Source organism: Rhodococcus sp. P-2, from assembly GCF_016598535.1.
GTDB lineage: Bacteria > Actinomycetota > Actinomycetes > Mycobacteriales > Mycobacteriaceae > Rhodococcus_F > Rhodococcus_F baikonurensis.
The window spans coordinates 2,377,226-2,401,322 of sequence record NZ_CP066779.1 but is presented as its reverse complement, the minus strand read 5'-3'; the positions used below and the strand labels follow the sequence as shown (position 1 = coordinate 2,401,322).

27 protein-coding genes are annotated in these 24,097 nt (G+C 63.4%); 11 read left to right on the top strand and 16 right to left on the bottom strand.

Annotation, left to right across the window (positions count from 1 at the left end; genetic code table 11):
• Positions 1 to 31 precede the first annotated feature (31 nt).
• From I7X09_RS11395 to I7X09_RS11385, 3 genes are read left to right on the top strand one after another with little or no spacing between them, the layout of a single operon-like run.
• Positions 32 to 484, top strand: coding sequence for a MaoC family dehydratase (locus I7X09_RS11395; RefSeq protein WP_095973159.1), 453 nt, complete (start codon positions 32 to 34; stop codon positions 482 to 484).
• Between the two features lie 40 nt (positions 485 to 524).
• Entirely contained in the window at positions 525 to 1,721 is a 1,197-nt protein-coding gene (locus I7X09_RS11390; protein ID WP_200316844.1) for an acetyl-CoA C-acetyltransferase, read from the top strand.
• A 60-nt stretch (positions 1,722 to 1,781) separates the two neighbouring features.
• Positions 1,782 to 2,171 carry an ArsR/SmtB family transcription factor gene (locus tag I7X09_RS11385; RefSeq protein ID WP_095973161.1) on the top strand — a complete coding sequence of 130 codons (390 nt, stop codon included), beginning with the start codon at positions 1,782 to 1,784 and terminating at the stop codon, positions 2,169 to 2,171.
• 7 nt (positions 2,172 to 2,178) lie between these two features.
• On the opposite strand, the gene I7X09_RS11380 is transcribed toward I7X09_RS11385, so the two are convergent.
• The 3 genes from I7X09_RS11380 to I7X09_RS11370 form a co-directional block, all read right to left on the bottom strand.
• Positions 2,179 to 2,676: a hypothetical protein gene (locus I7X09_RS11380; RefSeq protein ID WP_200316842.1), complete on the bottom strand. Its 498-nt coding sequence runs from the start codon at positions 2,674 to 2,676 to the stop codon at positions 2,179 to 2,181.
• A 111-nt stretch (positions 2,677 to 2,787) separates the two neighbouring features.
• Entirely contained in the window at positions 2,788 to 3,438 is a 651-nt protein-coding gene (locus tag I7X09_RS11375) for a pyridoxamine 5'-phosphate oxidase family protein (protein WP_200316840.1), read from the bottom strand.
• A gap of 30 nt (positions 3,439 to 3,468) precedes the next feature.
• On the bottom strand, positions 3,469 to 4,422 hold the full coding sequence (locus I7X09_RS11370; protein ID WP_200316838.1) for a DNA-3-methyladenine glycosylase family protein: 954 nt from the start codon (positions 4,420 to 4,422) through the stop codon (positions 3,469 to 3,471).
• A gap of 45 nt (positions 4,423 to 4,467) precedes the next feature.
• Between I7X09_RS11370 and I7X09_RS11365 the strand changes: the two genes are divergently transcribed.
• Entirely contained in the window at positions 4,468 to 5,019 is a 552-nt protein-coding gene (locus I7X09_RS11365) for a ribonuclease H family protein (protein WP_007729467.1), read from the top strand.
• 5 nt (positions 5,020 to 5,024) lie between these two features.
• Here I7X09_RS11365 and I7X09_RS11360 read toward each other — a convergent pair whose 3' ends face one another.
• The 3 genes from I7X09_RS11360 to I7X09_RS11350 all read right to left on the bottom strand — a co-directional run bounded on the left by I7X09_RS11360 (position 5,025) and on the right by I7X09_RS11350 (position 7,794).
• On the bottom strand, positions 5,025 to 6,023 hold the full coding sequence (locus I7X09_RS11360; protein ID WP_200316836.1) for an acrylyl-CoA reductase family protein: 999 nt from the start codon (positions 6,021 to 6,023) through the stop codon (positions 5,025 to 5,027).
• A gap of 105 nt (positions 6,024 to 6,128) precedes the next feature.
• Positions 6,129 to 7,262, bottom strand: a complete 1,134-nt coding sequence (locus I7X09_RS11355) for an oxidoreductase (RefSeq protein WP_200316834.1) — start codon at positions 7,260 to 7,262, stop codon at positions 6,129 to 6,131.
• A 4-nt stretch (positions 7,263 to 7,266) separates the two neighbouring features.
• Positions 7,267 to 7,794 (bottom strand): nuclear transport factor 2 family protein, encoded by a 528-nt coding sequence (locus I7X09_RS11350; protein ID WP_166809067.1) that lies wholly within the window; start codon positions 7,792 to 7,794, stop codon positions 7,267 to 7,269.
• Positions 7,795 to 7,919: 125 nt separating this feature from the next.
• Between I7X09_RS11350 and I7X09_RS11345 the strand changes: the two genes are divergently transcribed.
• The gene (locus I7X09_RS11345; RefSeq protein WP_200316832.1) at positions 7,920 to 8,825 is read left to right on the top strand and encodes an amidohydrolase family protein; all 906 of its coding nucleotides are present in this window, start codon (positions 7,920 to 7,922) and stop codon (positions 8,823 to 8,825) included.
• A 23-nt stretch (positions 8,826 to 8,848) separates the two neighbouring features.
• On the opposite strand, the gene I7X09_RS11340 is transcribed toward I7X09_RS11345, so the two are convergent.
• From I7X09_RS11340 to I7X09_RS11330, 3 genes are all read right to left on the bottom strand, one after another.
• The gene (locus I7X09_RS11340) at positions 8,849 to 9,592 is read right to left on the bottom strand and encodes an SDR family NAD(P)-dependent oxidoreductase (RefSeq protein ID WP_095973167.1); all 744 of its coding nucleotides are present in this window, start codon (positions 9,590 to 9,592) and stop codon (positions 8,849 to 8,851) included.
• Between the two features lie 27 nt (positions 9,593 to 9,619).
• Positions 9,620 to 10,558 carry a 3-oxoacyl-ACP reductase gene (locus I7X09_RS11335; protein ID WP_095973168.1) on the bottom strand — a complete coding sequence of 313 codons (939 nt, stop codon included), beginning with the start codon at positions 10,556 to 10,558 and terminating at the stop codon, positions 9,620 to 9,622.
• Between the two features lie 160 nt (positions 10,559 to 10,718).
• Positions 10,719 to 11,027, bottom strand: coding sequence for a hypothetical protein (locus I7X09_RS11330; RefSeq protein ID WP_200316830.1), 309 nt, complete (start codon positions 11,025 to 11,027; stop codon positions 10,719 to 10,721).
• Positions 11,028 to 11,044: 17 nt separating this feature from the next.
• Here I7X09_RS11330 and I7X09_RS11325 point away from each other — a divergent pair, with 17 nt between their 5' ends.
• The gene (locus I7X09_RS11325) at positions 11,045 to 12,640 is read left to right on the top strand and encodes an acyl-CoA synthetase (RefSeq protein ID WP_124569212.1); all 1,596 of its coding nucleotides are present in this window, start codon (positions 11,045 to 11,047) and stop codon (positions 12,638 to 12,640) included.
• A 56-nt stretch (positions 12,641 to 12,696) separates the two neighbouring features.
• Here I7X09_RS11325 and I7X09_RS11320 read toward each other — a convergent pair whose 3' ends face one another.
• The 3 genes from I7X09_RS11320 to I7X09_RS11310 all read right to left on the bottom strand — a co-directional run bounded on the left by I7X09_RS11320 (position 12,697) and on the right by I7X09_RS11310 (position 15,472).
• A complete protein-coding gene (locus tag I7X09_RS11320) occupies positions 12,697 to 13,944 on the bottom strand; it encodes an Nramp family divalent metal transporter (protein ID WP_095973170.1) in 1,248 nt (415 codons plus the stop codon).
• Positions 13,945 to 14,072: 128 nt separating this feature from the next.
• On the bottom strand, positions 14,073 to 14,564 hold the full coding sequence (locus tag I7X09_RS11315; RefSeq protein ID WP_124569213.1) for a nuclear transport factor 2 family protein: 492 nt from the start codon (positions 14,562 to 14,564) through the stop codon (positions 14,073 to 14,075).
• 32 nt (positions 14,565 to 14,596) lie between these two features.
• Positions 14,597 to 15,472 carry a TIGR03619 family F420-dependent LLM class oxidoreductase gene (locus tag I7X09_RS11310; RefSeq protein ID WP_200316828.1) on the bottom strand — a complete coding sequence of 292 codons (876 nt, stop codon included), beginning with the start codon at positions 15,470 to 15,472 and terminating at the stop codon, positions 14,597 to 14,599.
• A 138-nt stretch (positions 15,473 to 15,610) separates the two neighbouring features.
• Here I7X09_RS11310 and I7X09_RS11305 point away from each other — a divergent pair, with 138 nt between their 5' ends.
• From I7X09_RS11305 to bphC, 4 genes are all read left to right on the top strand, one after another.
• Complete coding sequence (locus tag I7X09_RS11305) at positions 15,611 to 16,519, top strand: IclR family transcriptional regulator (RefSeq protein ID WP_095973173.1); 909 nt, start codon at positions 15,611 to 15,613, stop codon at positions 16,517 to 16,519.
• Positions 16,520 to 16,595: 76 nt separating this feature from the next.
• Positions 16,596 to 17,465: an alpha/beta fold hydrolase gene (locus I7X09_RS11300; protein ID WP_019745379.1), complete on the top strand. Its 870-nt coding sequence runs from the start codon at positions 16,596 to 16,598 to the stop codon at positions 17,463 to 17,465.
• A gap of 125 nt (positions 17,466 to 17,590) precedes the next feature.
• Positions 17,591 to 18,769 carry an acyl-CoA dehydrogenase family protein gene (locus I7X09_RS11295; RefSeq protein WP_003940250.1) on the top strand — a complete coding sequence of 393 codons (1,179 nt, stop codon included), beginning with the start codon at positions 17,591 to 17,593 and terminating at the stop codon, positions 18,767 to 18,769.
• A gap of 35 nt (positions 18,770 to 18,804) precedes the next feature.
• Positions 18,805 to 19,725, top strand: a complete 921-nt coding sequence (gene bphC / locus I7X09_RS11290; RefSeq protein ID WP_095968411.1) for a biphenyl-2,3-diol 1,2-dioxygenase — start codon at positions 18,805 to 18,807, stop codon at positions 19,723 to 19,725.
• 64 nt (positions 19,726 to 19,789) lie between these two features.
• Here bphC and I7X09_RS11285 read toward each other — a convergent pair whose 3' ends face one another.
• The 3 genes from I7X09_RS11285 to I7X09_RS11275 form a co-directional block, all read right to left on the bottom strand.
• Positions 19,790 to 21,103, bottom strand: a complete 1,314-nt coding sequence (locus I7X09_RS11285) for a bifunctional o-acetylhomoserine/o-acetylserine sulfhydrylase (protein ID WP_124569590.1) — start codon at positions 21,101 to 21,103, stop codon at positions 19,790 to 19,792.
• A 37-nt stretch (positions 21,104 to 21,140) separates the two neighbouring features.
• The gene (locus I7X09_RS11280; RefSeq protein WP_007732784.1) at positions 21,141 to 21,656 is read right to left on the bottom strand and encodes an OsmC family protein; all 516 of its coding nucleotides are present in this window, start codon (positions 21,654 to 21,656) and stop codon (positions 21,141 to 21,143) included.
• 241 nt (positions 21,657 to 21,897) lie between these two features.
• Positions 21,898 to 22,659 (bottom strand): enoyl-CoA hydratase-related protein, encoded by a 762-nt coding sequence (locus I7X09_RS11275; RefSeq protein WP_172436468.1) that lies wholly within the window; start codon positions 22,657 to 22,659, stop codon positions 21,898 to 21,900.
• Between the two features lie 116 nt (positions 22,660 to 22,775).
• Here I7X09_RS11275 and I7X09_RS11270 point away from each other — a divergent pair, with 116 nt between their 5' ends.
• Positions 22,776 to 23,369: a TetR/AcrR family transcriptional regulator gene (locus I7X09_RS11270; protein ID WP_003940428.1), complete on the top strand. Its 594-nt coding sequence runs from the start codon at positions 22,776 to 22,778 to the stop codon at positions 23,367 to 23,369.
• 6 nt (positions 23,370 to 23,375) lie between these two features.
• Here I7X09_RS11270 and I7X09_RS11265 read toward each other — a convergent pair whose 3' ends face one another.
• Positions 23,376 to 23,978 (bottom strand): TetR/AcrR family transcriptional regulator, encoded by a 603-nt coding sequence (locus I7X09_RS11265; protein WP_095968842.1) that lies wholly within the window; start codon positions 23,976 to 23,978, stop codon positions 23,376 to 23,378.
• Positions 23,979 to 24,097: the final 119 nt, after the last annotated feature.

The window sequence follows — 24,097 nt, the reverse complement described above, 5'->3', positions numbered from 1 at the left end:
TTTGCTGTTCAACACCTTTCAGGAGAGAACTATGCGAATTTTCAATGGAATCGACGACGTGGAGACGGCTGTCGGTGAGCACTTGGGCTACAGCGCGTGGTTCCCGGTCACGCAGGATCGGATCGACAAGTTCGCCGACGCCACCGAGGATCACCAGTGGATTCACGTGGATCCCGAGCGGGCAGCGCAGGGTCCGTACGGCGGCACCATCGCCCACGGCTATCTGACTCTTTCGTTGTTGCCAGTGCTCGGTGCTCAGGTGATGCGTGTCGACGGAATCTCCATGACCGTGAACTACGGCAGCAACAAGGTGCGATTCCCCGAACCGGTCAAGGTCGGTTCTTCGGTGCGAGCCGGTGCGGAGATTCTTTCTTTCGAGCGCTCCGCGAAGGGCGCGACGATTGTCGTGCGGTACACGATCGAAATCGAAGGAGCGGGTAAGCCTGCGCTGGTGGCGGATACCGTGCGCCTGTTGGTCTCCTGATTCCTTTTCCATTCTTCCAGAACGAGATTCGAGGTCAGTTGTGAAACGAGCAGCATTGGTCGCGCCGGTCAGAACCGCGGTGGGCCGGTTCGGAGGGGCGCTTCGTGACGTGCCTGCGGAAAGTTTGGCTGCCACTGTCGTCAAGGAGACCGTGCGTCGCAGCGGAATCGATCCGTCCCGCATCGACGACGTCGCGATGGGGCAGTCGTATGCCAATTCGGAGGCACCGTGCATCGGCAGGTGGGCGGCGCTCGAAGCCGGGTTGCCGATTTCGGTAGCCGGCTTCCAGACCGATCGCCGGTGCGGAACGGGTCTGCAGGCCATCGTTACCGCGGCCATGATGGTCCAGACGGGTGCGGCCGACGTGGTTCTCACGGGTGGCGTCGAATCGATGAGCGGGATCGAGCACTACACCACCGGAGCGCGGTGGGGAACCAAATCCGGTGGGCTGCAACTGTTCGACCGCCTCGATCGTGGCCGCGAGCGCTCGCAACCCGAGTGGCGATTCGGCCGGATCAGCGGAATGATCGAAACGGCCGAGAACGTCGCGGCGCGCTGCGGGATCACGCGGGAAGAGTCGGACGCCTTCGCTGTCGAGAGTCACCGAAAAGCAACACTGGCAAGAGATTCCGGCCGATTCGATGCCGAAATCGTTGCCGTCGAACAGACTGATCGAAAAGGGAACGTCACACAGTTTCGTGCTGACGAGGGGATCCGTCCGGATACCTCACTCGAAACCCTGGCACGGCTGCGTGCGGTGACACAGGGAGGCGTCGTGACCGCCGGTAACGCCAGCCAGCAGAACGACGCTGCGGCAGCGATGTTGGTGGTCGCCGAGGATCGTCTGGACGAGCTGGGGCTGGAACCCATCGGGTTCCTCGACAGCTGGGCCGCGGCCGGTTGTGAACCGGCGCTGATGGGCCTCGGGCCGGTTGCCGCCGTCTCGAAACTGTTTGCTCGAACAGGGGCAGGCTTTGCCGACTTCGATCTGGTCGAGCTGAACGAGGCGTTTGCGTGCCAGGTTCTCGGCGTCGTGAAGGAATGGGGGTTCGAGGACCTCGATCGCCTGAACGTCAACGGTTCCGGCATCTCACTAGGGCACCCCGTGGGAGCGACGGGTGCGCGTATGGCAACGACCGCGCTTCACGAACTCGGCCGACGCGGCGGCGGAAAAGCACTGTTGACCATGTGTATCGGCGGTGGCCAGGGTATGGCGGCCGTGGTGGAGTCCGCCTGACGGGGTTCGCTTCTGGGTACACTTGCGGCGGGGGATCGGAAGTTCTACGGAGGCAGTCGGTTGACGAATGCAGGTGCAGCAGACACCAGCGGCGCGCTGAGCATCGAGGATGTTCGACGCGCCAGGGCTGCACTCGAGGGTCTGGACGTCACCAGTTGGTCCGGTCGCTTCGAGCTGCTCTCCGACGCAAACCGTCTGCGTCTGCTGCTCTGCCTTCACCACGCACCGGGGATCTGCGTCACGGATCTGTCCGTGGCGCTGGGGATGAGCGGCACTGCGGTCTCACATGCGCTGCGCCTACTGCGTAGCCAGGGGTGGGTGAGCGCGACGCGCGACGGCCGATCGATGCGATACCAACTGGCAGACGACACCGTTCACCAGCTGTTGCATTCGATCGGCGCCACACATTTTCACGACGAGACACCCACCCCCGGGCACACGCACAGCTGAGCGCCTCTCAAGGAGTCGCGAAGAACTTCTCGACGGCCGGCGCAGCGTTCGGGTTTCCGTTGGTGATTCCCGCGCCGACTCCGGCAACCGTGCCGATGACTCCACCGACGATGCAGCCGGCGATGAAGTTCGGGAAGATCGACAGGCAGCCGATTCCGACGCCGAGGTTGGCTCCGATGAGCGTCGACTGCAAGCCGCCGTTGTTCCAGCCGATATTGACCTCGTTGGCCATCGTGTCGAACGCGGCTTGCTTCGGATCGTTACCGGGGAAGAGCATCAACGCCGCCTGGCTGTTCGACTCGGCGGTCGGCGTCAGTAGGGGTTGGGACGGATCGAAGCCCGCATTCGGGGGCGCTGCGACCGCGGTGCCGGCTCCGGCGCCGACTGCGGCGACAACGAGAACGGACATGGTGAGAGTTCGGGACAGTTTCATGGGGACGGCCAATCTGTCTGTGTGGAACCAGTCGTGAATGGTGGCGGTGCAGTTCGTTAGCCTGAACTCCACCGTCTGGATCGATCGTGCGGACCTCCTCGGGCACAACGGGACCCGTCGTCTCCGTGCGACGGGCCGTGTTTGGTGGCTACCCGACTCCGGGTGCCCTGAAACCGCCCAGTCTCATTCGTTCTTCGACAAACGCGCGCGCAATTCCTCGACCTCGGCTGTAAGCCGGTCGACCTCGGCTTGCAGGGGTTGGCGTGCCAGAGCGAGGGATTCGTCCATGCGCTCCTTGTCGAAGCGAGGTGTGATGTTTCGACTGCAGTTCCAGTCGAACGCTTCGACCTCGATGACGATGGAACGCTGGGCTTTTGCGGTCATGGTGCCGCCGGGAACTTGCAAGAGCTGTTGCAGTAGTGCAGGGTCCTGGTCCTCCTCGATCACCTGCGCACGCCCGTAGATCTTCAATCTCGTCCGCGTCGGGTAGTCGATGACGAACAGCGAGATGCGATTGTTCGCTTCCAGATTGCCGAGTGTCACGAATTGCTGATTGCCGGGAAGATCGGCGAATCCGATTCGATTCGGACCCAACACATGCAGGAATCCGCGCGGGCCGCCGCGATGTTGGACGTACGGCCACCCGTCGGGCGTCACCGTGGACATGAAGAAGGAATCCACGGATTTCACGAATCCCTGAGCGCGGAAATCGAATTCCATCGGGCCTTCGTCGGGCTGATCGAGTTTCGAACCGTAGACAGTGAAACTCCCGGTCGACCGCTGACGCTCCACCGCAGCGGGGGAGAAGGCGATGTGTGCGTATCGGGTCGACATTTCTTGTCTCCTGGTTCTCGGTGCAAACCCTCAGTGCCAGCGGTGGTCGGCAACGGCAGTTCGCGGACCGAACTTGGGTTTGACGGCTTGGCCGCTGACCTGCAGAAGCCTCACGGCGCGGTATCGATGCGGTTGAAGGGGCGCGAGGTACTGCACCATCTCGGCGTCGTCTATCGGTTCACCCAGCAGTGACCACCCGACGACGGCAGCGAGGTGGTAGTCGCCGACCGAGAGTGCATCGGAATCGCCGAAGGCGCGCTGAGCCACTTCGGCGGCAGTCCAGATTCCGACGCCGGGCACCGCTCGCAATCGTTTGGTCGCTTCGGCCCGGGGGAACGTGGATGCCTGCTCGAGGCGGTCGGCGACGCGAGCACACTGAACGATCGTCTTGGACCTCGCGGGATCGACGTTCGCGCGATGGAACTCCCATGACGGCATTCGACGCCATTGGTCCGCGGTGAGTGGAACTCGCATTCCGTCGGGTGCCGGGCCGGGCGGGCGCTCACCGAACTTGGTCAGCAGGCGGCGCCACGCGGCAAACGCGTCGATGCCGTGGACGCGTTGCTCGAGGATCGCGGGAACGAGAGCTTCCATGACGCGGCCGGTGCGGCCGATGCGCAGATGCGGGAAGCGTCGATGAGCTTCGGCGAGCTTGGGATGTTCGGGGGCGAAATCTTCGGCTTCGTCGTCGAGACCGAGCAACGCTTCAGCGCCGATCAGTAATTCCGTGGCGCCGGGACCCCACGCCTGCACCCGCACCGAGTGGCGATCCGACTGAGTGATGCGGTAGGTCACAGGACCCGAAAGTTGGCGGGAAACTCGCCAGATCGCTCCGTCGGCGGACCGCCGATGTGCGGGGTCGCCGGGTCCGCGCTGATGCGGGCTGAGCGTCAGCGCGGCATCGAGTGGTCGCTGAGAAGTCACCGTGACTTCGTCGACCGGAGATAGCGGCGTCATCGAGGTCAGCGTATCGCCACCGTCCATCCTCCGTTAAGGCGTGTGTCGGTGGCGCAACGTATTGTCCGAGCCATGATCATCGTGAGCACCGACGGATCCTGTCTGCGAAACCCCGGCGGGGCTATCGGCTGGGCGTGGGTCAATCACGAGGGTCCGAGCATGTCCGGCGGAGAAGCGTCCGGCACCAACCAGATTGCCGAGTTGCGTGCTCTGTTCGAGGCCGTCGTCGCCCATCCCGGTGCAGATCCTCTGCTCATCGAATCCGACTCGCAGTACGCCATCAAGTGCGCTTCCGAATGGTTGCCCAGCTGGAAGCGCAAGGGCTGGAAGACCGCGAGCGGCGGGGCGGTCAAGAACCTCGAATTGGTGCAGAGTATCGATCGAGCCATCACCGATCGTGTCGGACCGGTGCGCTTCCGCTGGGTGCGCGGGCATGTGGGCAACCACTACAACGAGATGGCAGACAAGCTGGCCGGCGAAGCCGCACGCGCCATCGTCTCGGGGGACATCGCGTCGGTGCCGCTTGCTGCCCCGGTGAAGAAGGAGCCGACCGCCGTGAACTCTCCGTACAAAGAGAAGTCCACGACGGCCGAAGAGCCGGCAGATCTGTTCACACTTTTCTGAGCGGTTCAGAAACCGGCGGCAACCTGAACCAGCGCACGGCCGGTGTACTTGCCTTCGCGTACCTGATCGATCACCGAGACGACGTCGCGGACGGCAACGAGGTTCGTGATCTCTTGCAGATGACGTGGTGCGAGGTCGGAGCCCAGACGGGCCCACAGCGCGCGACGGGGTTCGACCGGCATCAATACCGAGTCCATGCCCAGCAGTGAGACTCCGCGGAGAATGAACGGCAGCACGGTCGTAGGCAGCGCGGCGCCACCGGTCAACCCGCTGGCGGCCACAACACCGCCGTAGTTGATCGTGCTCAGAACGTGAGCGAGGGTCTTTCCACCGACGCAGTCGACGGCCGCCGCCCACTGAGATTTTCCGAGCGGGCGAGGCTTGGCGTCGGGATCCTCGGGGAGCCGGCCGATCACCGAAGACGCACCGAGTGAGACCAGAAGGTCTGCCGCGCCGGGCTTGCCGCTGGAGGCGACCACGTCGAAGCCTGCGCTTGCCAGAAGGTCGACACTGACGGTGCCGACTCCGCCGCTCGCGCCCGTCACCAGGACGGGACCGTCGGCGGGCGTCACTCCGCTGGCCAGAATGGCTTGGACACTCATGGCCGCGGTGAATCCTGCCGTGCCGATCGCAGCAGCGTCGGCGGTGGAAATGCCGTCGAGCTTCACGACCCACTCGGCAGGCAAACGGGCGATCTCGGCGTAGCCGCCGTTGCGGGCGGTCCCGATCTCGTAACCATGTGCGACGACCTTGTCGCCCGGGGCGAATGCGTCGGACTCGGAGGCAATGACCTCGCCGGCGACGTCGATGCCGGGGACGATCGGGTACTCGCGAACCACCCCGCCTTTCGGGGTGACCGCGAGCGCGTCCTTGTAGTTGACGCTCGAATACTCGACGCGAATGGTGACCTCACCTGCGGGGAGGAAGGACTCGTCGACGGTTTCGGGGGTGAAGTCGATGGTGCCGTCGCTTTCGCGGGCGACCCAGGCGTTGAAGGTAGTCATAGGTCGAACATAAAGGCCTTCGGCCCTGTGCGCCTTGTCGGTAGTGCGAACTACCGGAAAGGCGCACAGGGGGCGGAGCCACTAGATCATCACAGGGGCGAGCCCCTAGATCAAGCTGCCCTCATGCACCGCTCGATCGAACGCGGGCAGCGGACCACCGTCGCGCAGGGTCGACGCCAACGCCGGATCGGCGAGATGGAGGCGGCCGATCGCGATCAGATCGAACTCACCGCTGCCGATGCGCTCCTCGAGCTGTGGGATGTTGTCCACCACCGGCGCAACACCTTCGATGCGACTGTCGCGCAGTGACTTTCCGATCCCGACGCTGCCGACGGCCATCGTGACGGCGCCTGTCAGCTTCTTCGCCCAACCCGCTAGCGAGAGATCGCTGCCTTCGAAGGCCGGGACGTCGAAACGCCTGATGCTGGCATCGAGAACGTCGACTCCGGCGTCGACCAGCGCGCCCAGGATGACGCCCAACTCCTCGGGAGTTTCCGCGATCTTGGCGGTGAAATCCTGCTGCTTGTGCTGCGAGAAACGGTAGATGATCGGCAGATCCGGTCCGATGGCCGCGCGGATCGCAGCGACGACGGCGGCCGGGAACTTGGTACGACGCTCCAGGTCGCCGCCCCACGCGTCGTCGCGCTGGTTGGTGCCCTCCCAGAAGAAGGAGTCGAGGAGGTAGCCGTGACCGCCGTGGATCGCGATGCCGTCGAAGCCGAGTTCGACGGCGTGCTTGGCGCTGCGGACGTACGCGTCGATGACGTCCTGGATGTCCTGCTCGGTCATCGCTTCGGTGCTCGCCTGTGCGCGCTCGACGTAGGCAGCAGAGTACGAGGTGACGCCGAGCGGGCCCCATTCGCCGGAGGGGCGCATCGGCTTGAGTGAGGGGCCCATTTGCGTCATCGCACCCCACAGCGGTCCGACGTGCCAGAGCTGAGGCACGATCTTGCCGCCCGCAGCGTGCACGTCGTCGACTACCTTGCGCCAGCCGGCCTGAGCGGCAGGGGTGTGGAGGTTGGGGACATTGGCGTGATCGACAGCAGTCTCGTGATCGATCGCGACGCCCTCGGTGACGATCAGTCCGGTTCCGCCCTCGGCGCGTCGGCGGTAGTAGTCGGCGACGTCGCGCCCGGGCACGCCCTCGATGGAGTACGTGCGCGTCATCGGCGACATGACTATGCGGTTGGACAATTCGAGCGAACGGATACGGAGCGGTTGGAACAGCGGGTTGGTCACTTCGTCACAGCGCTTTCATGAATCGGAAGAATCCGGGGTCCTGGTCGACACGGAGCCGCGTGAGCGTTCGGTAGCTGATCAGCCACCTGCCGTCTTCTTTGCGGTATTCCTCGTGGTAGTGGCCGTAGCCGTGTAGATGCAGTTCTTTCTCGCCGTCGTTCCACCACAGCATGTCCTCCATCGCCCAGATACCGGTTGCGGTGGTGGGCGAGGTCAGCACGATTTCGGGAGTGTGTGCGTGGTGTGCCGTGGTGAGGGGGATGTCGCCGTCGAGCATGTTCCGAATTGCGGCGGTGAGTTTGTCGATGCCCACTACCTGGTTCGAGGTGTCACCGGTCTTGGGTTGCTTGTCCGTCGGGAGTCCGCCCCACGTCTCGCTGACGACGTCTGCGGTGTGCAGGGTCGGGTAGACGTGCCACTGCTTGGTGTCCATGCAGCGTAGGCGCGCGGCGAAGACACGTTTGATTTCCTCGATTGCGAGCAGTTCCTCGACGGCACTGATCGACCCCACTTCGGACTCGGCCTGAGACATTCAACCTCCAACGGTGATCGGCAAGATGGGTTCACACTCGGGTGCTCATGGCGGGCCGTCAACGACCTGTCCCGGTGAGCGCGACGGCGCTCGGTATGGTCGAGCGAACGAAAGGGGTGTCAGACGTGTGTACCGAAGAGGTCCCATCGACCGGACCGGAAGAGATCGCCGAGGTTCGGGCTTTCTGGCGCGAGTTGGGTGTTCCGGGCGTGATCGACGTCCATACCCATTTCATGCCGAAGAGCGTCATGGACAAGGTGTGGGGTTACTTCGATTCGGCGGGCCCGATGATCGGGCGACCATGGCCCATCGCCTACCGCCTTGCCGAGGAGGAGCGGGTACACCGTCTCCGCGAGTTCGGCGTCCGAGCTTTCACGTCCATGATCTACCCGCACAAGCACGCGATGGCCGAGTGGCTCAACCAGTGGGCCGTCGAGTTTGCCGCGCAAACACCCGATTGCCTGCACACGGCCACTTTCTATCCCGAGGAGTCGGCAGCGTCGTACGTCGGGAAGGCGTTGGAGTCGGGTGCGCGAATCTTCAAGTCCCACATCCAGGTCGGCAACTACGATCCGAACGACCCTCTGCTCGACAAGGTCTGGGGTCAGCTCGAGGACTCCGAGACGCCTATCGTGATCCACTGTGGATCGGGACCGGCGCCGGGGGAGTACACGGGGCCCGATCGCATTGCTTCGCTGTTGTCACGGTACCCGCGCCTGTCGTTGATCGTCGCGCACATGGGGATGCCCGAGTACAGCGAATTCCTCGATCTGGCAGAGGCTTACGGCAACATTCGCCTGGATACGACCATGGCCTTCACCGACTTCACGGAAGAGCAGTGTGCCTTCCCGAAGGCCGACGTGTCACGGCTCGTCGACATGCAGGACCGCATCCTGTTCGGCAGCGACTTCCCCAACATCCCGTACCCGTATCTCACGGCCTTGCAAGCGGTTACGCGCTTCGATCTCGGAGACGAGTGGCTGCGAGCCGTCGTGCACGACAACGCTGCCAAGCTCTTCTCGGTGAGCTGAGTCCCACCGAGAAGAACTTCGGCTCAGCGCAGTTTGATGCTGCCGCCGTCGGCCATCAACGTCTGTCCGGTCATGTACTGGGAATCGTCGCTCGCCAGGAACACCACGACAGGAGCGATGTCGGTTTCGGGATCCCCGATGCGTCCGAGCGGTACCTTGGCAACCGATGCGGCTGCACGTTCGGGGAAGGCTTCCTGCCACTTGACGACGCCTTCGGTGGCAGCGAACGGGCAGACCACGTTGACCCGAATGCCTTCCGGCGCCCACTCGTTGGCGACGACGCGCGTCAGGCCTCGCACAGCTTCCTTGGCCGCAGCGTAGGACGTCTGGGTGGGCATTCCGTCCAAACCTGAACCCGATGCGAAGTTGACGACCGAACCCTTGGTCTTCGCGAGTTCGTCGTGGCACGCCTGCATCAGGTGGACAACGGGGTAGAAACCGGTGTTGAAGGACAGGTCGAACATGTCCTGCGTGGTTTCGAGCAACGGAGCCTGACGGGACGCGTGAGCGTTGTTCACCAGGATGTCGAGCTTGCCGAAAGCCGCGAGCGCAGCGTCACGGATCTGCTCGGCCGAACCGGCAGCAGCAAGGTCGACGTTCAGAAACTTGCCGGAGCCGGCCAGTTCTTGTTCGAGGGCCTGGCCCTGCTCGTCGTTGATGTCGACGAACAGGACCTTCGCGCCTTCACGGGCGAAGACTCGGGTGATGGCGCGACCGATTCCACCGGCGCCGCCGGTGACGATCGCTACCTTGCCGTTCAACCTCATGAAAACGCTCCTCTTCGTCAGTGCTGCTTAAACTGTTGCGGTCTCGTCGACTGCAAGTGCGATCTTTTCGAGGCCGGCGACGCTGTAGGCGGCGTAGGTCTCGTACGGCCCACGGCCGGAGAAGTAGGACGAGAGCTGGCCACCGAGTTCTTCGACCGTGAACGCGGATCCGGCTGCGTCGAAACGATTCTCGACCTTGGGTGCTTCCATCAACGCCACCATCTTGCCGTAGACGACGAATACCTGACCGTTGATCTCGTCGGAATCGGGGGATGCGAGGTAGCTGACCAGGGTCGCGACGCGCTCGGGTGCAAGCGGATCGAGGCCGACGACGCCGGTGTTGTTTTCGCCGAAGGCTTCTGCCGTCATAGCGGTGCGGGCGCGGGGGCAGATCGCGTTGGTGCGGACGCCGTAGCGGGAGAGACCTGCTGCGCTCGAGAGCGTCAGCGCGGTGATACCGGCCTTGGCTGCCGAGTAGTTGGGCTGTCCGGCGCTGCCGAAGAGAAAGGCTTCGGAAGAGGTATTGATGATGCGGCCGTAGACCGGTGCGTCGGCGGCCTTGCTGGCTGCGCGCCAGTGGACTGCGGCTGCGTGTGAGGTGGCGGCGTGACCCTTGAGGTGTACGCGGATGACGTCGTCCCAATCGGATTCGGTCAGGTTGAAGATCATCTTGTCGCGCAGGATGCCTGCATTGTTGACGAGGATGTCGAAGGATCCGAAGTTCTTGACGGCCTCTTCGATGATGCGCCCGCCGAGTGACCAATCGGAGACGTCGCCGGTGATGGCGAGTGCCTGTCCGCCTGCTGCCTTGATCTCGTCGACCACGTCGTTGGCCGCTGCGCCCATGTCGTTGACGATGACGGCTGCGCCGGCAGCGGCGAGTCCGAGTGCCTCGGCGCGACCCAGGCCGGCGCCGGCGCCGGTGACGGCGGCAACTTTGCCTTCCAAGCTCAGTGATTGCGTCATGTCGTGCTCCTTCGATCCGGTCTGGCGAGTAGGTTCAGAAAAATTAGTATTCATTCTAATTTGAAGTCGAGAGTTCGGTTGTCGTTCCGAAAAAATCATTCGAGCAAAATCAGAATTAGTTCTAGTTTTGAGCAGAATGTCGGCCTAAAGACGAGTAGTCTCACTGAGCGGGAGCGGTGATCTGGGTCACGAGCGGCGCATGCCACCTTGGGTCGACGCGGCGACCCCACCGCGTACGCGCCCTGCGCCACCACCGATCCTGTCCCGGAGCCACCATGGTTGTCGACACCCAGAAACGTCCCCATCCCACACCGCCGTCGGAGATCCTCACGGCAGGATCGGCTTTCGCGACTTCTGGTGGCGCAACGGGTGAATCCGCCCAGTTCTTGGCCGCATTCGTCGGCACCCGGGTCGGATAGTTCTCACCGAAACGCAGTACGGTCGGTCCCGCATTCCCCGGGCCGGACATCAAGGAAGGCACCAGTAGTGTCACTGAATTTGGCAGATCTGTACGAGGGCATTTCGGATTTGATTCCGGACCGCACCGCACTCGTGTGCGATGGCCGTCGTCGCACCTACGTCGAACTGGACGAGGGATCGAACCGCATTGCCCGCCACTTGGCGAGCGTCGGTGTCGGGCCGGGTGATCACGTCGCTCTGCACATGCGCAACAGCATCGAGTTCGTCGAGAGTTTGCTCGGCTGCCTCAAGATTCGCGCAGTCCCGATCAACGTCAACTATCGCTACGTCGACGCCGAACTGACCTACCTGTACAACGATTCGCAGTCGGTAGCGCTGATCGTGGACGAGGAGTTCGTTCCCGTCGTGGAGACTGTCCTCCCGGCCGCGCCCGGAATTAAACACGTCGTTGTCGTCGGTGGGTCGGTGGTCCGCGACATCGAAGGCGTCGACGTCGTTCGATATGCCGACGCTGCCGCGGAGCAGCCCGCTACTCGTGACTTCGCGCCCCGCAGCAACGACGACCTCTTCGTCATCTACACCGGTGGCACGACGGGTATGCCCAAGGGTGTCATGTGGCGTCACGAGGATTTCTACTTCGCGGCGCTCACCGGCGGAAATCCGTTCGGTCCGCCGCACACCACCGCTGAAGCTCTGTACGCCGCGGTCCCGAACGTGCCCGCGATGAACATGCTCAGCACTGCACCGTTGATGCACGGCGCAGCGTCGTACTCGCTGTTCACCGGATTCTTCATGGGCGCCAACGCAATTCTCATGGCGCGCTTCGATGCGAAGACGACCCTGCAGCTCGCCGGGAGTGAGAAGGCCGTCTCCATCACCGTCGTCGGAGATGCGATGGCGCGTCCGCTCGCAGACGAATTGGCTGCCAACGCTGCGGATTACGATCTCAGCACGGTCGGAATGGTCTCGTCGGGCGGAGCATTGTTCTCGCTCTCCCTGCGCGAGCAGCTCAAGTCCATACTCCCGAACCTGGTGATCCGCGACGGATTCGGCTCCTCGGAGTCGGGCGTCGACGGCAATCTCGAGATCGGCGAAGACGGATTGATGCGCATCGCGGCTCGCGACGAGACCCGCGTCGTGGACGAAAGGATGCGGCCGCTGGAGCCGGGATCTCCCGAGACCGGGTACATCGCTCGCAGTGGTCACGTGCCGGTCGGCTACTTCAATGATCCGGTCAAGACCGCGGCTACGTTCCCGGTGATCGACGGGGTGCGGATGTCGGTGCTCGGCGACGTCGGACGTGTCGAAGCCGACGGCTCGATCGTCCTGCTGGGGCGTGGTTCTCAGTGCATCAACACCGGTGGGGAGAAGGTGTATCCCGAGGAGGTCGAGCAGGCACTCAAGAGTCACCCGGCTGTGCTCGACGCACTGGTCGCGGGAATTCCGGATGCGAAGTTCGGTGAGCGCGTCGCTGCGGTCATCACGACCCGCGAAGGCTTCGACGTCCCGGACGCTGCCGAGATCGGTGAGCATTGCGCGTCGCAGGTCGCTCGGTACAAGGTGCCGCGCACCGTCATGAACGTTCCGTCGATCAGGCGTTCTCCCAGCGGAAAGGCCGATTACCGCTGGGCCAAGGCCACTCTCGCCGAGCAAGCCTCCTAGTCCGGCCGGAGCCGTCCAGCGCGTTTGTGAGGGACGCGTTGGGTGGCTCCGGTGCTCTAGCCTGTCACCGTCAGAACCAGCAGAGCGACGTTGAGTGCAACGATCAAGCCCGCCGCAATCCACGCCGCGACGGTCGTGATCGGGGCATTTCGCGCGTCGCCCATGAGTTCGGGGTCCGAGGTCATTCGCACCAGCGGGATGATCGCGAAGGGGATGCACAGGCTCAAGACCACTTGGCTGAGCACGAGCGCCAGCGTCGGGTCGACGCCGAGTCCGAGAACGATCAGCGCCGGGATGAGAGTGACGATTCGGCGTGTGATCACCGGAATGCGAATGGCCAGAAGACCGTGCATGATCTCGGCGCCGGCTGCGCATCCCACGGAGGTCGACGCGAGTCCCGAGGCGAGGAGCCCGATTGCGAAGACAACGGCCACGCCCGGGCCGAGCGAATTCTCGATCGCGGCATGCGCGCCGTCGATGGTGTCGGTGCCGGGTACTCCGCGCAGAGCCGAAGCGGCCAGAAGCAGCATGCCGATGTTCACGCCGCCCGCGATGATCAAGGCGACGACGACATCCCAACGGGTGACTTTGAGTAGTCGCTGCAACCGTGGCCCGGGTTTGATGTGGCCGTGGCGATCACGTGCCAATGCGGAGTGAAGGTAGATCGCGTGCGGCATGACCGTGGCGCCGAGCATGCTGGCGGCGAGCAGTACGGTCTCGGTGCCTTCGAAGCGGGGCACCAGTCCCGCGACTGCTTCGCTGCCGGAGACGTCGGTGAAGGCGAGCCCGGTCAGGAAGCCGATCGTGATGATGGCCAGCAATCCCATGACCACGAACTCGAAAGTGCGCTGTCCGCGCCGACTTTGAATCGTCAGGATCACCATCGACACGCATCCGGTGATCAGCCCGCCGAGGAAGAGCGGGATGTTGAAGAGCAGGTTGAGTGCGATGGCGCCGCCGATGACTTCGGCGACGTCGGTCGCGATCGCCATCATCTCGGCCTGGAGCCAGAACGCGCGACGGTTGTTCTTGCGTAGCCGCTGACCGAGCATCTCGGGCAAGGATCTGCCGGAGACCAACCCGAGTTTCGCGGACAGATACTGCACCAGGACGGCCATCGCGTTGGCGAGGACGAGCACCCAGATGAGGAGATAGCCGTACTTCGCGCCGGCGGTGAGGTTGGCGGCGACGTTGCCCGGATCGACGTACGCGATTGCCGCGACGAACGCCGGACCGAGCAGAGCGATGGATCTCCCCGTAGGTCGTCGGCGCGGAGTCGTCGGCTCTTGCGTACTGGTGCTCATCGGTCTCCTGGTCACACGTACTCGGACCTGTTGGTTCGAATAAGTGAACTATAGAGTTCGGGGAGCCGAACTTTCAACAGCTGTGCGCGGTTAGCGACCGCAGAGGGTCCTTAACCGCGCACAGGGGGTTAGGCCGTCACCCCGGCGGCCAGGAGAGCGCGAGCCTCGGGCCGTCCGTCGAGGAGGGCGTTGGTACGCAGTTCGACCTTCCACTCGCCGTCCGTCTTGATCAGTTCCCAGCGGTTCGCGGTGATACGGAGGACCTTGAACCCGGTCGGGTTCTCGGGGTCCTTGATGACCAATTGCGAATGGCAGGTCGCGACGGCCTTGTTGCCGTCGATGCGGATGTGCGCTGGCGTCATCATGTGGGCCGCGCCGTTCATGATCCAGTTCTGGTGAGAGGCGCTGTGAACCATGGCCCGGAGTTCGCCGCGGCCGTGCATCGCGCCGGTGTCGACGTCGTAGACGCCGTCCTCGAGCCACAGGTTCGCGACCTCGTCGGCTGATCCACTGTCGACGGCGGGGCTGTAGGTGGTCAGCAGTTCGGTGATCGCGAGCTTGTCCTCGAGCAATTCCACTCGGGCCAGCAGAGATTCGATCAGGGCGGTCGTGTCGGTCATGGGTACGTCCTTTACTCGGGAAGGTTGACGGATCAGGAAGTGGTGAAAGCGACGCCCTCGGTGAGGGCGATTCGGTGAAGTTCTTCGAGTTGTTCGCAGTAGTGCTCGACGTTTCGAGCGCCGATCGAGCAACTGGCGATGGTCGCCCCGGCGTCGCGGACGCGAGTGAGGGCACGAAACGTGGATTCGGGATTGCCGAGGGGGTCGAGCGGAGCGCCGGCGGGGAGGACGACGTCGAATCCGTCGGGGAGCGTCGTGGCGTCGAGCATTTCCTTCAGTTCGGAGAATCGCAGCCCGAACGGAACCCAACCGTCGCCGTGTGTGGTGGCCCGGCGCAACGACCTCTTGGTCCGGCCGCCGATCCACAGGGGTACGCGCTTCTGGACGGCATGGGGTTCGACGACGAATCCGGAGTAGTCGTAGAACTCGCCGTGATACTCCGGAGTCGGCGTCGACAGTGATGCACGAAGTGCTGCCAGAGCATCGTCGGCACGCGCTCCCCGGTCGACGAACGGAGCATTTATGAGATCGAATTCTTGTTTCAGAGTTCCGACTCCGAGCCCGAGTATCAGGCGTCCGTTGCTGACGCGATCCAGTGTTCCGTAGCGCTTGGCGATCTCGAGGGGGTGGTGATAACCCAGTACCAGCACCTGCGTCGTCAGGAGGATCCGCGACGTGCGGGCGGCCAGATAGCCCAGTGTGGCGAGTGGATCCCAATAGGTTCCGCCGCGTTCGGTGGCAATCTCTTCGGGAACTGCTACGTGCTCACTGCAGGTCAGATGATGGAAACCGAGTCGATCTGCCGTAGCGGCCACTGTGGCGATCTCACCGATGTCGGCACTCGCCTCCCACTCCGAACGTGTGCTCGGGTGCTGAATCAGTACCGGCGTGACGATTCCCAGGTGCATCGGGCGTTTATAGCCCTCCTGCTCGCATGGCAGCAGGGGAATTACCGCTGATCGGGATCGAAAAGGTTGATTCACTTTCCAGGAACTGTGACCTGGGTTATAGTCGGTAGAATCAATTCCAGTTTTCGGGAGGCGTCCATGACCATCGTTGACATGAACGACACACTGTCCACCGTCCAGACTGCCGGTGGGCAACCCAAGAAGGATCTGCCGCCGTCGATGGTCGAGCGGATGACGCTGATTCTCGACGCCTTCGACGGCCGTGCAGCGCGGCTGACGCTGGAAGAGGTCGCGTGCCGTACTCAGTTGCCGCGGTCCACCGTCCACCGCATTCTCGATCAGCTCGTCAAGCTGGACTGGGTCGATCACGCATCGTTCGGCTACTGCCTCGGGCGCCGCGCACTCGGCCTCGGTGGTGGCGACGGCGGCCACAGCCAGATCCGCGAAGCCGCAGCACCGCTTCTGCACGAACTGCACCTGCAGACCGGCATGGTCGTTCACCTGTCCGTGCTCGACGGACGCGAGAGTGTCTACCTCGACAAGGTCGGCGGACGGTTTGCCGCGGCCCTGCCGTCCCGCGTCGGCGGCAGAGTGCTCGCTCATTCGACGGCCGGCGGCAAGGCGATGCTGGCATGGATCGACCCCGAGCGCGTCGACGCTCTGTTCGGGTCGGCTCTTCCCCGCTGCACCGAGAACACGATCACCGACGTCGCTGTGCTCCATCAGGAACTGAACCGCATCCGTCAGCGTCGGGGACTGGCCTTCGAACGCGGGGAGTCGGCGCGTGGAGTCGCGTGCGTGGCTTCGGCAATTCGCGGACACGAGGGTCCCGTCGGCAGCATCGCGTTGTGTGGCGACATGCGGACCGCTCAGCTCGAGCGAGTTGCTCCGCTGGTCGTCGACGCGGCTCGTGAGGTCTCGCGGACGTTGTACCCCGAACTGGGTGCTCCTCGCCGCGGCCGCAAGACGCCTCCCGTTCCGACCAATACGTTCTCGGCGGAGACGATGGATCGCCTGCTGGCAGCGTCGTCCGACCACTGGATCTGACGTATTTCGATCGACTTGTCTCGCTGATCGGGACGGGTCATAGCAGCTCAGCGGTACTGATGGCACCGTTCGGACCATGACGACTGAACTGAGCTACGAGGGAACTCTGAAGGAACTGCAGACCGATCTCGGTGTGCTCCGGTACCACGAAGCCGGCGACGGCCCGCCGCTCCTGCTGCTGCACGGATCGGGTCCCGGTGTCACCGGTTGGCGTAACTACCGTGGCGTTCTCGCGGACTTCGCGGAGCACTTCCACTGCTACGTTCTCGAGTTCCCCGGATTCGGCGTCAGCGATCCCGGCCCCGACCACCCGATGATGATGGCGCAGGCATCGGTCGGGATGTTCCTCGATGGCCTCGGCCTCGGACCGGTCCACATGATCGGCAACTCCATGGGCGGCATCGTCGCCACCAAGGTCGCGATCGACGAACCGCACCGCGTGAGCAAGCTCGTCACCATCGGCGGCATGGGCAAGAACACCTTCTCTCCCGGTCCCGGTGAAGGCATCAAACTCCTCATGGAGTTCACCGACAACCCCACCCGCGAAGCTCTGGTCCGGTGGTTGCATTCGATGGTCTTCGACCGTGCCGTCGTCACCGAGCAACTCATCGAAGAGCGTTGGGCCCTGGCCACCGAGCCGACGACGCTCGAGATCGCCCGTCGTATGTACAGCAGCAAGGCCATGGCCGCCATGGGCGCAGCTGCCGCTGCATCGACCGCCGTGCCGTACTGGGCGCAGCTGAACAAGATCAAGGCACCGACGCTGTTGACCTGGGGACGCGACGACCGCGTCAGCCCCGTGGACATGGCCATACTGCCGATGCGCGACATCCCGAACGGCGAAGTTCACATCTTCCCCAACTGCGGACACTGGACGATGATCGAAGCCCGTGACGCCTGGGTTGCGTCCGTTCTGGCATTCCTGACGCGTCCAGAAGGCAAGTAATGGGTGCTCCCACTCACCGGGAAGCGTTTCTGCACTTCGGCGGGCTACCTGCCACCGTTTCACCAACAGATTTTCATTCTGCCTAGGCACTCGCCGGGTACCGAAACCAGAAAGCCGGAAAAATCATGGGTCAGGTTCTGGACAACATCTCACAGTTCGCCGACGAGATCCGCGCCGACGGAGTCGAGGGCGACAAGCTGATGCGCTTGACGGACGGCAGCGCGAAGCGACTGCGCGACTCCGGCGTCATCCGGATGTTCCAGCCGAAGGAATTCGGAGGCCTCGAGGCACATCCGCGTGAATTCGCCGAGACGGCAATGGCTATCGGCGCGATGGACGGTGCCACGGGTTGGGTCAGCGGCATCGTCGGTGTGCATCCGTGGGAGCTTGCGTTCTTCGACCGCAAGGCTCAGGAAGAGGTGTGGGGAACCGATCCTGATACGTGGATGGCGTCGCCGTATGCGCCGATGGGCGTAGCGAGGCCGGTCGAGGGTGGGTACATCCTCAACGGTCGCTGGTCGTTCTCGTCCGGTACCGATCACTGTGACTGGATCATGATCGGCGCGATGGTCGGTGACGAATCCGGTAAGCCGTTGATGCCGCCGAAGCACCTGCACGTACTGCTGCCGCGCTCTGATTACGACATCGACCAGGACAGCTGGAATGTCGTGGGCCTGCGCGGAACCGGGTCGAAGGACCTGATCGTCAAGGACGCATTCCTGCCCACCTACCGCACGATCGACGCCGGAAAGGTGTACGACGGGACGGCGTGGAAGGAAGCGGGCCGTACGGAGACGTTGTACAAGTTCCCGTTCTCGTGCATTTTCCCGCTGGGAATCACCTCGTCGTTGATCGGTATTGCGGAGGGTGCGTTGGCGTGCAACATGGCTGCGCAGCGTGAGCGTGTGACGGTCAGTGGTGTTCCGATCAAGGAAGATCCGTACGTGCTGTTCGCGATCGGTGAGGCGGCGGCCGAGATCGCTGCTTCTCGGGCTGCGATTTTGGAGACGGTGGATCGTTTCTGGGACATGACCGAGAAGGGTCAGGAAGTTTCGTTCGAGCTTCGTGCGATCGGTCGCCGTACGCAGACTGCTGCGGCGTGGCGGGCGGTGCGGGCGGTGGACGAGATCTTTGCTCGTTCCGGTGGTGGCGCGTTGCAGTTGAACACGCCGATGCAGCGGTTCTGGCGTGATGCGCATGCCGGTCTCGCGCACGCGATCCACGTACCCGGTTCCATCTTCCACGCGTCGACGCTCTCGCAGCTCGGTGGCGAACCGCAGGGCATCCACCGCTCGATGATCTAGTCCCACAATCACTCTCGAAGCAAGGACGGTTAGGCATGACTGAAATTCGGGGCCTGGGGTATCTCAGGATCCAAACGCAGGACGTGGCTCGCTGGCGCGAGCTCGTGGTCGACGGACTCGGCCTCGCGGTCGGTAGTGGCCCGGAAGCCGACGGCCTCTACTTGCGCCTGGACGAGCGTCGTGCGCGACTGATCGTCCTGCCCGGCGAGACGGACAAGGCCCTCGCAGTGGGCTGGGAAGTGCGAGATCAGTTCGCGCTCCAGCGCGTTCGTGAAGCAGTGGAGAAGGCCGGAGTCGAGGTCGAGGTTCTTTCCGAGGTCGACGCAAGCTACCGCGATGCCGAGCAGGTCATCGCATTCGACGATCCCAACGGCAACCGCGTCGAGGTCTTCTTCGGGCCGGTGCTCGACCACAGCCCGCTGGTCACCCCGCACGGCGGCCGTTTCGTCACCGGCGATCAGGGCCTCGGCCATGTGGTGCTTCCGGTTACGCGTTTCGACGAGGCGTACACCTTCTACACCGAGGTGCTCGGATTCCTCCCGCGCGGTTCCATCCGTCTCGGCGGAATCGATGCGCCGCCGCCGGCTCGCCGCGTTCGCTTCATGGGTGTCAACCAGCGCCACCACAGCCTGGCGCTGTGCCCGGCGCCGCCGGTGGACGAGCCTGGTCTCGTGCACCTGATGATGGAAGCAGAGACTCTCGACGCCGTCGGTCAGGCTCTCGATCGTGTTGCCAAGCTCGGCTTCTCGATCTCCTCGACGTTGGGTCGCCACACGAACGACAAGATGGTGTCGTTCTACGTGCGTGCACCGGGTGGCTGGGATCTCGAGTTCGGTTGCGAAGGCATGCTTGTCGACGAAACCTTCTACACCGCTGAGGAAATCACGGCGGACAGCTACTGGGGCCACGACTGGTCCGACAGTGAACCGCTGGCCGCGTTCACTCCCAAGAGCTAGTTCTGACGCAACGAAAAAGCTCGGTCCCGACTCTTGTCGGGGCCGAGCTTTTTCGTGTGCTCGATCAGGAAGCTGCTGCTGCCAAACCGGTTTCGAGGTCGGCGAGGATGTCGTCGATTCCTTCGATACCGACCGCGAGGCGGACGAGCCCCGGCGTGACGCCCGAAGCGAGCTGCTCCTCGGGGGTGAGCTGCGAGTGCGTCGTCGAGGCGGGGTGGATGACGAGTGAGCGAACGTCACCGATGTTGGCGACGTGGCTGTGCAGCGTCAGTGCGTTGACGAACTTCTTGCCTGCGTCGACTCCACCGGCGAGCTCGAACGCGACGATGGCGCCGGTTCCCTTGGGCGCCAGCTGCTTTCCGCGCTCGTGCCAGGGTGAGGATTCCAGTCCGGCGTACGCGACCGACGTGACTTCGGCGCGGCCCTCGAGGAACTTCGCGACCTTCTGGGCGTTGGACACGTGGCGCTCGATGCGCAGGCTCAAGGTCTCGATGCCCTGCGAGATGAGGAAGGCGTTGAACGGTGCGATGGCCGAGCCGAGATCGCGCAGAAGCTGAACGCGCGCCTTGAGGGCGTAGGCGGGTGCACCGAGATCGGCGAAGGTGACGCCGTGGTAGCTGGGGTCCGGGGTGGTGAAGTTGGTGTGGCGTCCCTGGGTCCAGTCGAAGGTGCCACCGTCGACGATGACGCCGGCGATCGCGGTGCCGTGTCCGCCAAGGTATTTGGTGGCGGAGTGGACGACGATGTCAGCGCCGTGCTTCAGCGGCTGAATGAGGTAAGGAGTTGCCACCGTGTTGTCCACGATCAGGGGGATGCCGTGCTCATGGGCGACTGCGCTGATGCCGGGGATGTCGAACACGTCGTTCTTGGGGTTGGAGATGGTCTCGCCGTAGAACGCCTTGGTGTTCGGACGGATTGCCTCACGCCAGTGATCGAGGTTGTCCGGGTCTTCGACGAAGTCGACGGTGATACCCAGCTTGGGCAGCGTGTAGTGGAAGAGGTTGTACGTGCCGCCGTACAGGCGAGGACTGGAGACGATGTGGTCACCGGCTTCGGCGATGTTGAGGATCGCGAAGGTCTCGGCGGCCTGGCCGGACGCAACCAGCAGAGCCGCTACTCCGCCTTCGAGTGCGGCGATCCGCTGCTCGACGGCGTCCTGAGTCGGGTTCATGATGCGGGTGTAGATGTTGCCCGGCTCGGCGAGGCCGAAGAGTGCTGCCGCATGGTCGGTGTTGTCGAAGACGTAGCTGGTGGTCTGGTAGATCGGAAGTGCCCGAGCGTTGGTGGCGCTGTCCGGGCCCTGTCCGGCGTGGACCTGCTTGGTTTCGAACGACCAATCGGCGGTCGGATCGGTGTCGACGGGGGTGTTCTCGCTCATGAATTCATACTCCGTGGTGAAGGTGGGTTGATGCGGGTCAGGCGGTTTCGACGACTGTATGCACTGGGACGGGATTGCGGGTGAGATCGAGTACGGGGCAGTGGGCGTCGACCGTCTCCTGCAGCTCCAGATACCGTTCGCGGGTTTCCGGGCCGGTCAGGGTGACGACCACGCGTACCTCGGAGAATCCCGGACGGACGGCGTCGTCGAAGCCGAAGAATCCACGAACGTCGAGGTCACCTTCGGCTCTGGCCGAGATGTCGTCGAGAGCGATACCGAGCTTGTCGGCCCAGACGCGGTAGGTGACCACCTGGCACGACAGAAGCGAAGCAAGGTAGTACTCGACAGGATTGGCTGCGGTGTTCTCGCCGCCGAGGGCCGGCGGCTCGTCGACCTCGACGCTGTACTTACCGAGAGAAATGGTGCTGGCAACGGCGTCGTGCGCCTGGGCGGAAGCCTTGAAGACGACGTGCGCTTTGCTCGCGTCCTTGTCGATGGCGTCGGCGTTGGCTGCTACGACGGAACTCAGGTGTGAGATGGAAGCGGTGGTCATGACAGAAATGTCCCCTGATCTGGGTGTACATACGAGTATCGACGTGAGCGGCGCTCACGTCGTAGGTCCGATCAGTAGATCGGACACCCGGATGTACAGACATGCGCAAAGTCGACATGGCGCCGCCGCGTCAGCAGCGTGCCCGTCTCGTATGCGCCGATTCCCGTCACAGGAGAGACTGTAACCGGTTCATACCCTTTCCGACCAGACGTATAGGGAATCTGTCTCGGATCGTGGTCGCTCATGCGGGCGGCAGTCCGCTCCATCGGGGTGTCCGACGACTGGCAAAGGCGTCGAGCCCTTCGGCGATGTCCGGGGAGCGCAACACTGCGTCCTTGGCGTCGTCGGTGACCTCCCATCCGACGGCGTCGGCGTCGGCGTAGAGCGCGTCGATCGCCTTCAGGCTCAAGCTCACAGAGGTGGGGGAGGACTCGCAGATCTCCGCTGCCATCACCAGTGCCTCGTCGAGTGCTTTGCCCTCGGCAGTGACTGCATTGACGACGCCGAGGTCCTTGGCCCGTTCGGGATCCAGTGTGCGGCCGGTGATCAAGAGTTCGCGGGCGACGTTGATCGGAAGCGCGCGAGGCGCCCGAAAGAGTGCACCGGACGTCGCAACCAGGCCGCGTTTGGTTTCGGGAAGGCCGAATTGTGCTGTGGCGGAGGCGACGATCAGATCGCAGGCCAATGCGATTTCGAAACCGCCACCCAGCGCGTATCCCTCGACTGCAGCGATCAGGGGCTTGTTCCGCCGGCGCCGAATGACGCCGTACTCGCCGCCGCGGGGCATGCGAAGATCGGCCCGCTCTCGGATATCGGTTCCGGCGCAAAAGATGCTGGGGGTTCCGGTGATGATGCCGACCCACAGATCGGGGTCGTCGTCGAGAAGGTTCAGTGCGGCTTCGATTCCCTCGGCAGTTTCACGATTGATCGCATTGCGACGTTCTTCGCGTTCGATCCTGACGATGAGAACGCGGTCGTGGCGGTCTGTGGAAACAGTCGACATAATTGGACTGTAGTCCATCTATCGAAGGGGTGATGCTTCAACTGGCGAGACCGACATTGGACACATTCCGGACTGTGGCGAAGACTGTGTCCTGAGGCGGAGAAAGGCAGGTCGACGTGATTTCCAAACGAGAACAGAACAAGCGCGATACCAACGACAGGTTGCTCTCGGCTGCTCGAATTCTGTTCTCGGCGCAGGGTTTCGCCAGCACGACCGTCGACGACATCGCCGAGCGAGCCGAGGTGTCGCGAGCCACCTTCTTCAATTACTTCCAGGGCAAGGACTCGGTTCTCGAGGCGCTGCACAGTGATCACCTCGATCAGCTTGCGGCACTGGTGGATCAGCTCATGGAATCGCCGATGCCGACCTCTGATCGGATCTCCAGGATTTTTCAGGACTTTGCGCAACAGGCGATCATGCATCCGCGCTATCTGCGCATGGTGACTGCAGAACTGGAGCGCGACTTCGCCTCCTCCGGAGCGGGGGCGGCCCACGATCATCGGTTCCACGTGGAACTCCTGCGGATCGTCACTGCCGGTATCGAAGCCGGCGAAGTGAGATCGGACTACCCGCCGCTGTTTCTCGCGCAGATGATCGGTGGTACCTACGGGGCGTTGGTCCGCTTCTGGCGGCAAGACGCCGACTACGACGTGGTCGGCGAATTCGATCGCGGAGCCAGGTACGTCGCGGAAGGCATCGCTGCCCGCTGAGCCGACTCAGGGTGTGGGCACGACCAGGGGCAGCATCTGCTGGACGCTCTCCGAAAGATAGTTCGCAGCAGTCTGATCACCGGACAGATGGCGGAGCAGACTCTGCTGGAACAGGCCGTCGAAGATCGCGTACATCGCCGGCGAGGTGACCGATGCTTCGACGTCGAGAAGCTCGGCGTAGCGAGACACGATGCGCCAGATCATGTTTTCGAGACTCTCGTCGATCGCGGCCACGTCCGTTCGGAACGACTCCTCGAACATCGACTGCGCGCGCAGGTCGTACCAGAGGCGGTGCATCGTCGGTTCTTCGATCATGGTCTCCGCGAGCAGCGCGCCGAAACCGGCTTTCAGTTCCTCCGGCGTCTGAGCGGTGGCGACGATGCCGTCGTAGCGGGTGACGCAGCGCGCCTTGTAGTGGCGCACGCAGTGGGTGATCAGGTCGACTTTGTCGCTGAAGTAGTAGTGCAGAACGCCGTGTGAGAACTCCGAATTCTGGGCGATTTCGCGCAGGCTCGTGCGTGCGTAACCCAGTTCGGCCAGTGTTTGCAGTGCCGCCTCGGCCAGTTGATCGCGTCGCTCGGAGAACTTGTCGACCTGGCGACGTGACACCTTGTCGGCGTTGGACCGCTTCTCCGAAGAGGCAGGAACCGCCTTTTTTCCTGCCCCACTTGGCTTCTCGACTGTCGTGGTCACGATGGCACGTCCTGTTCCCTGCGGTTTCCACAGCG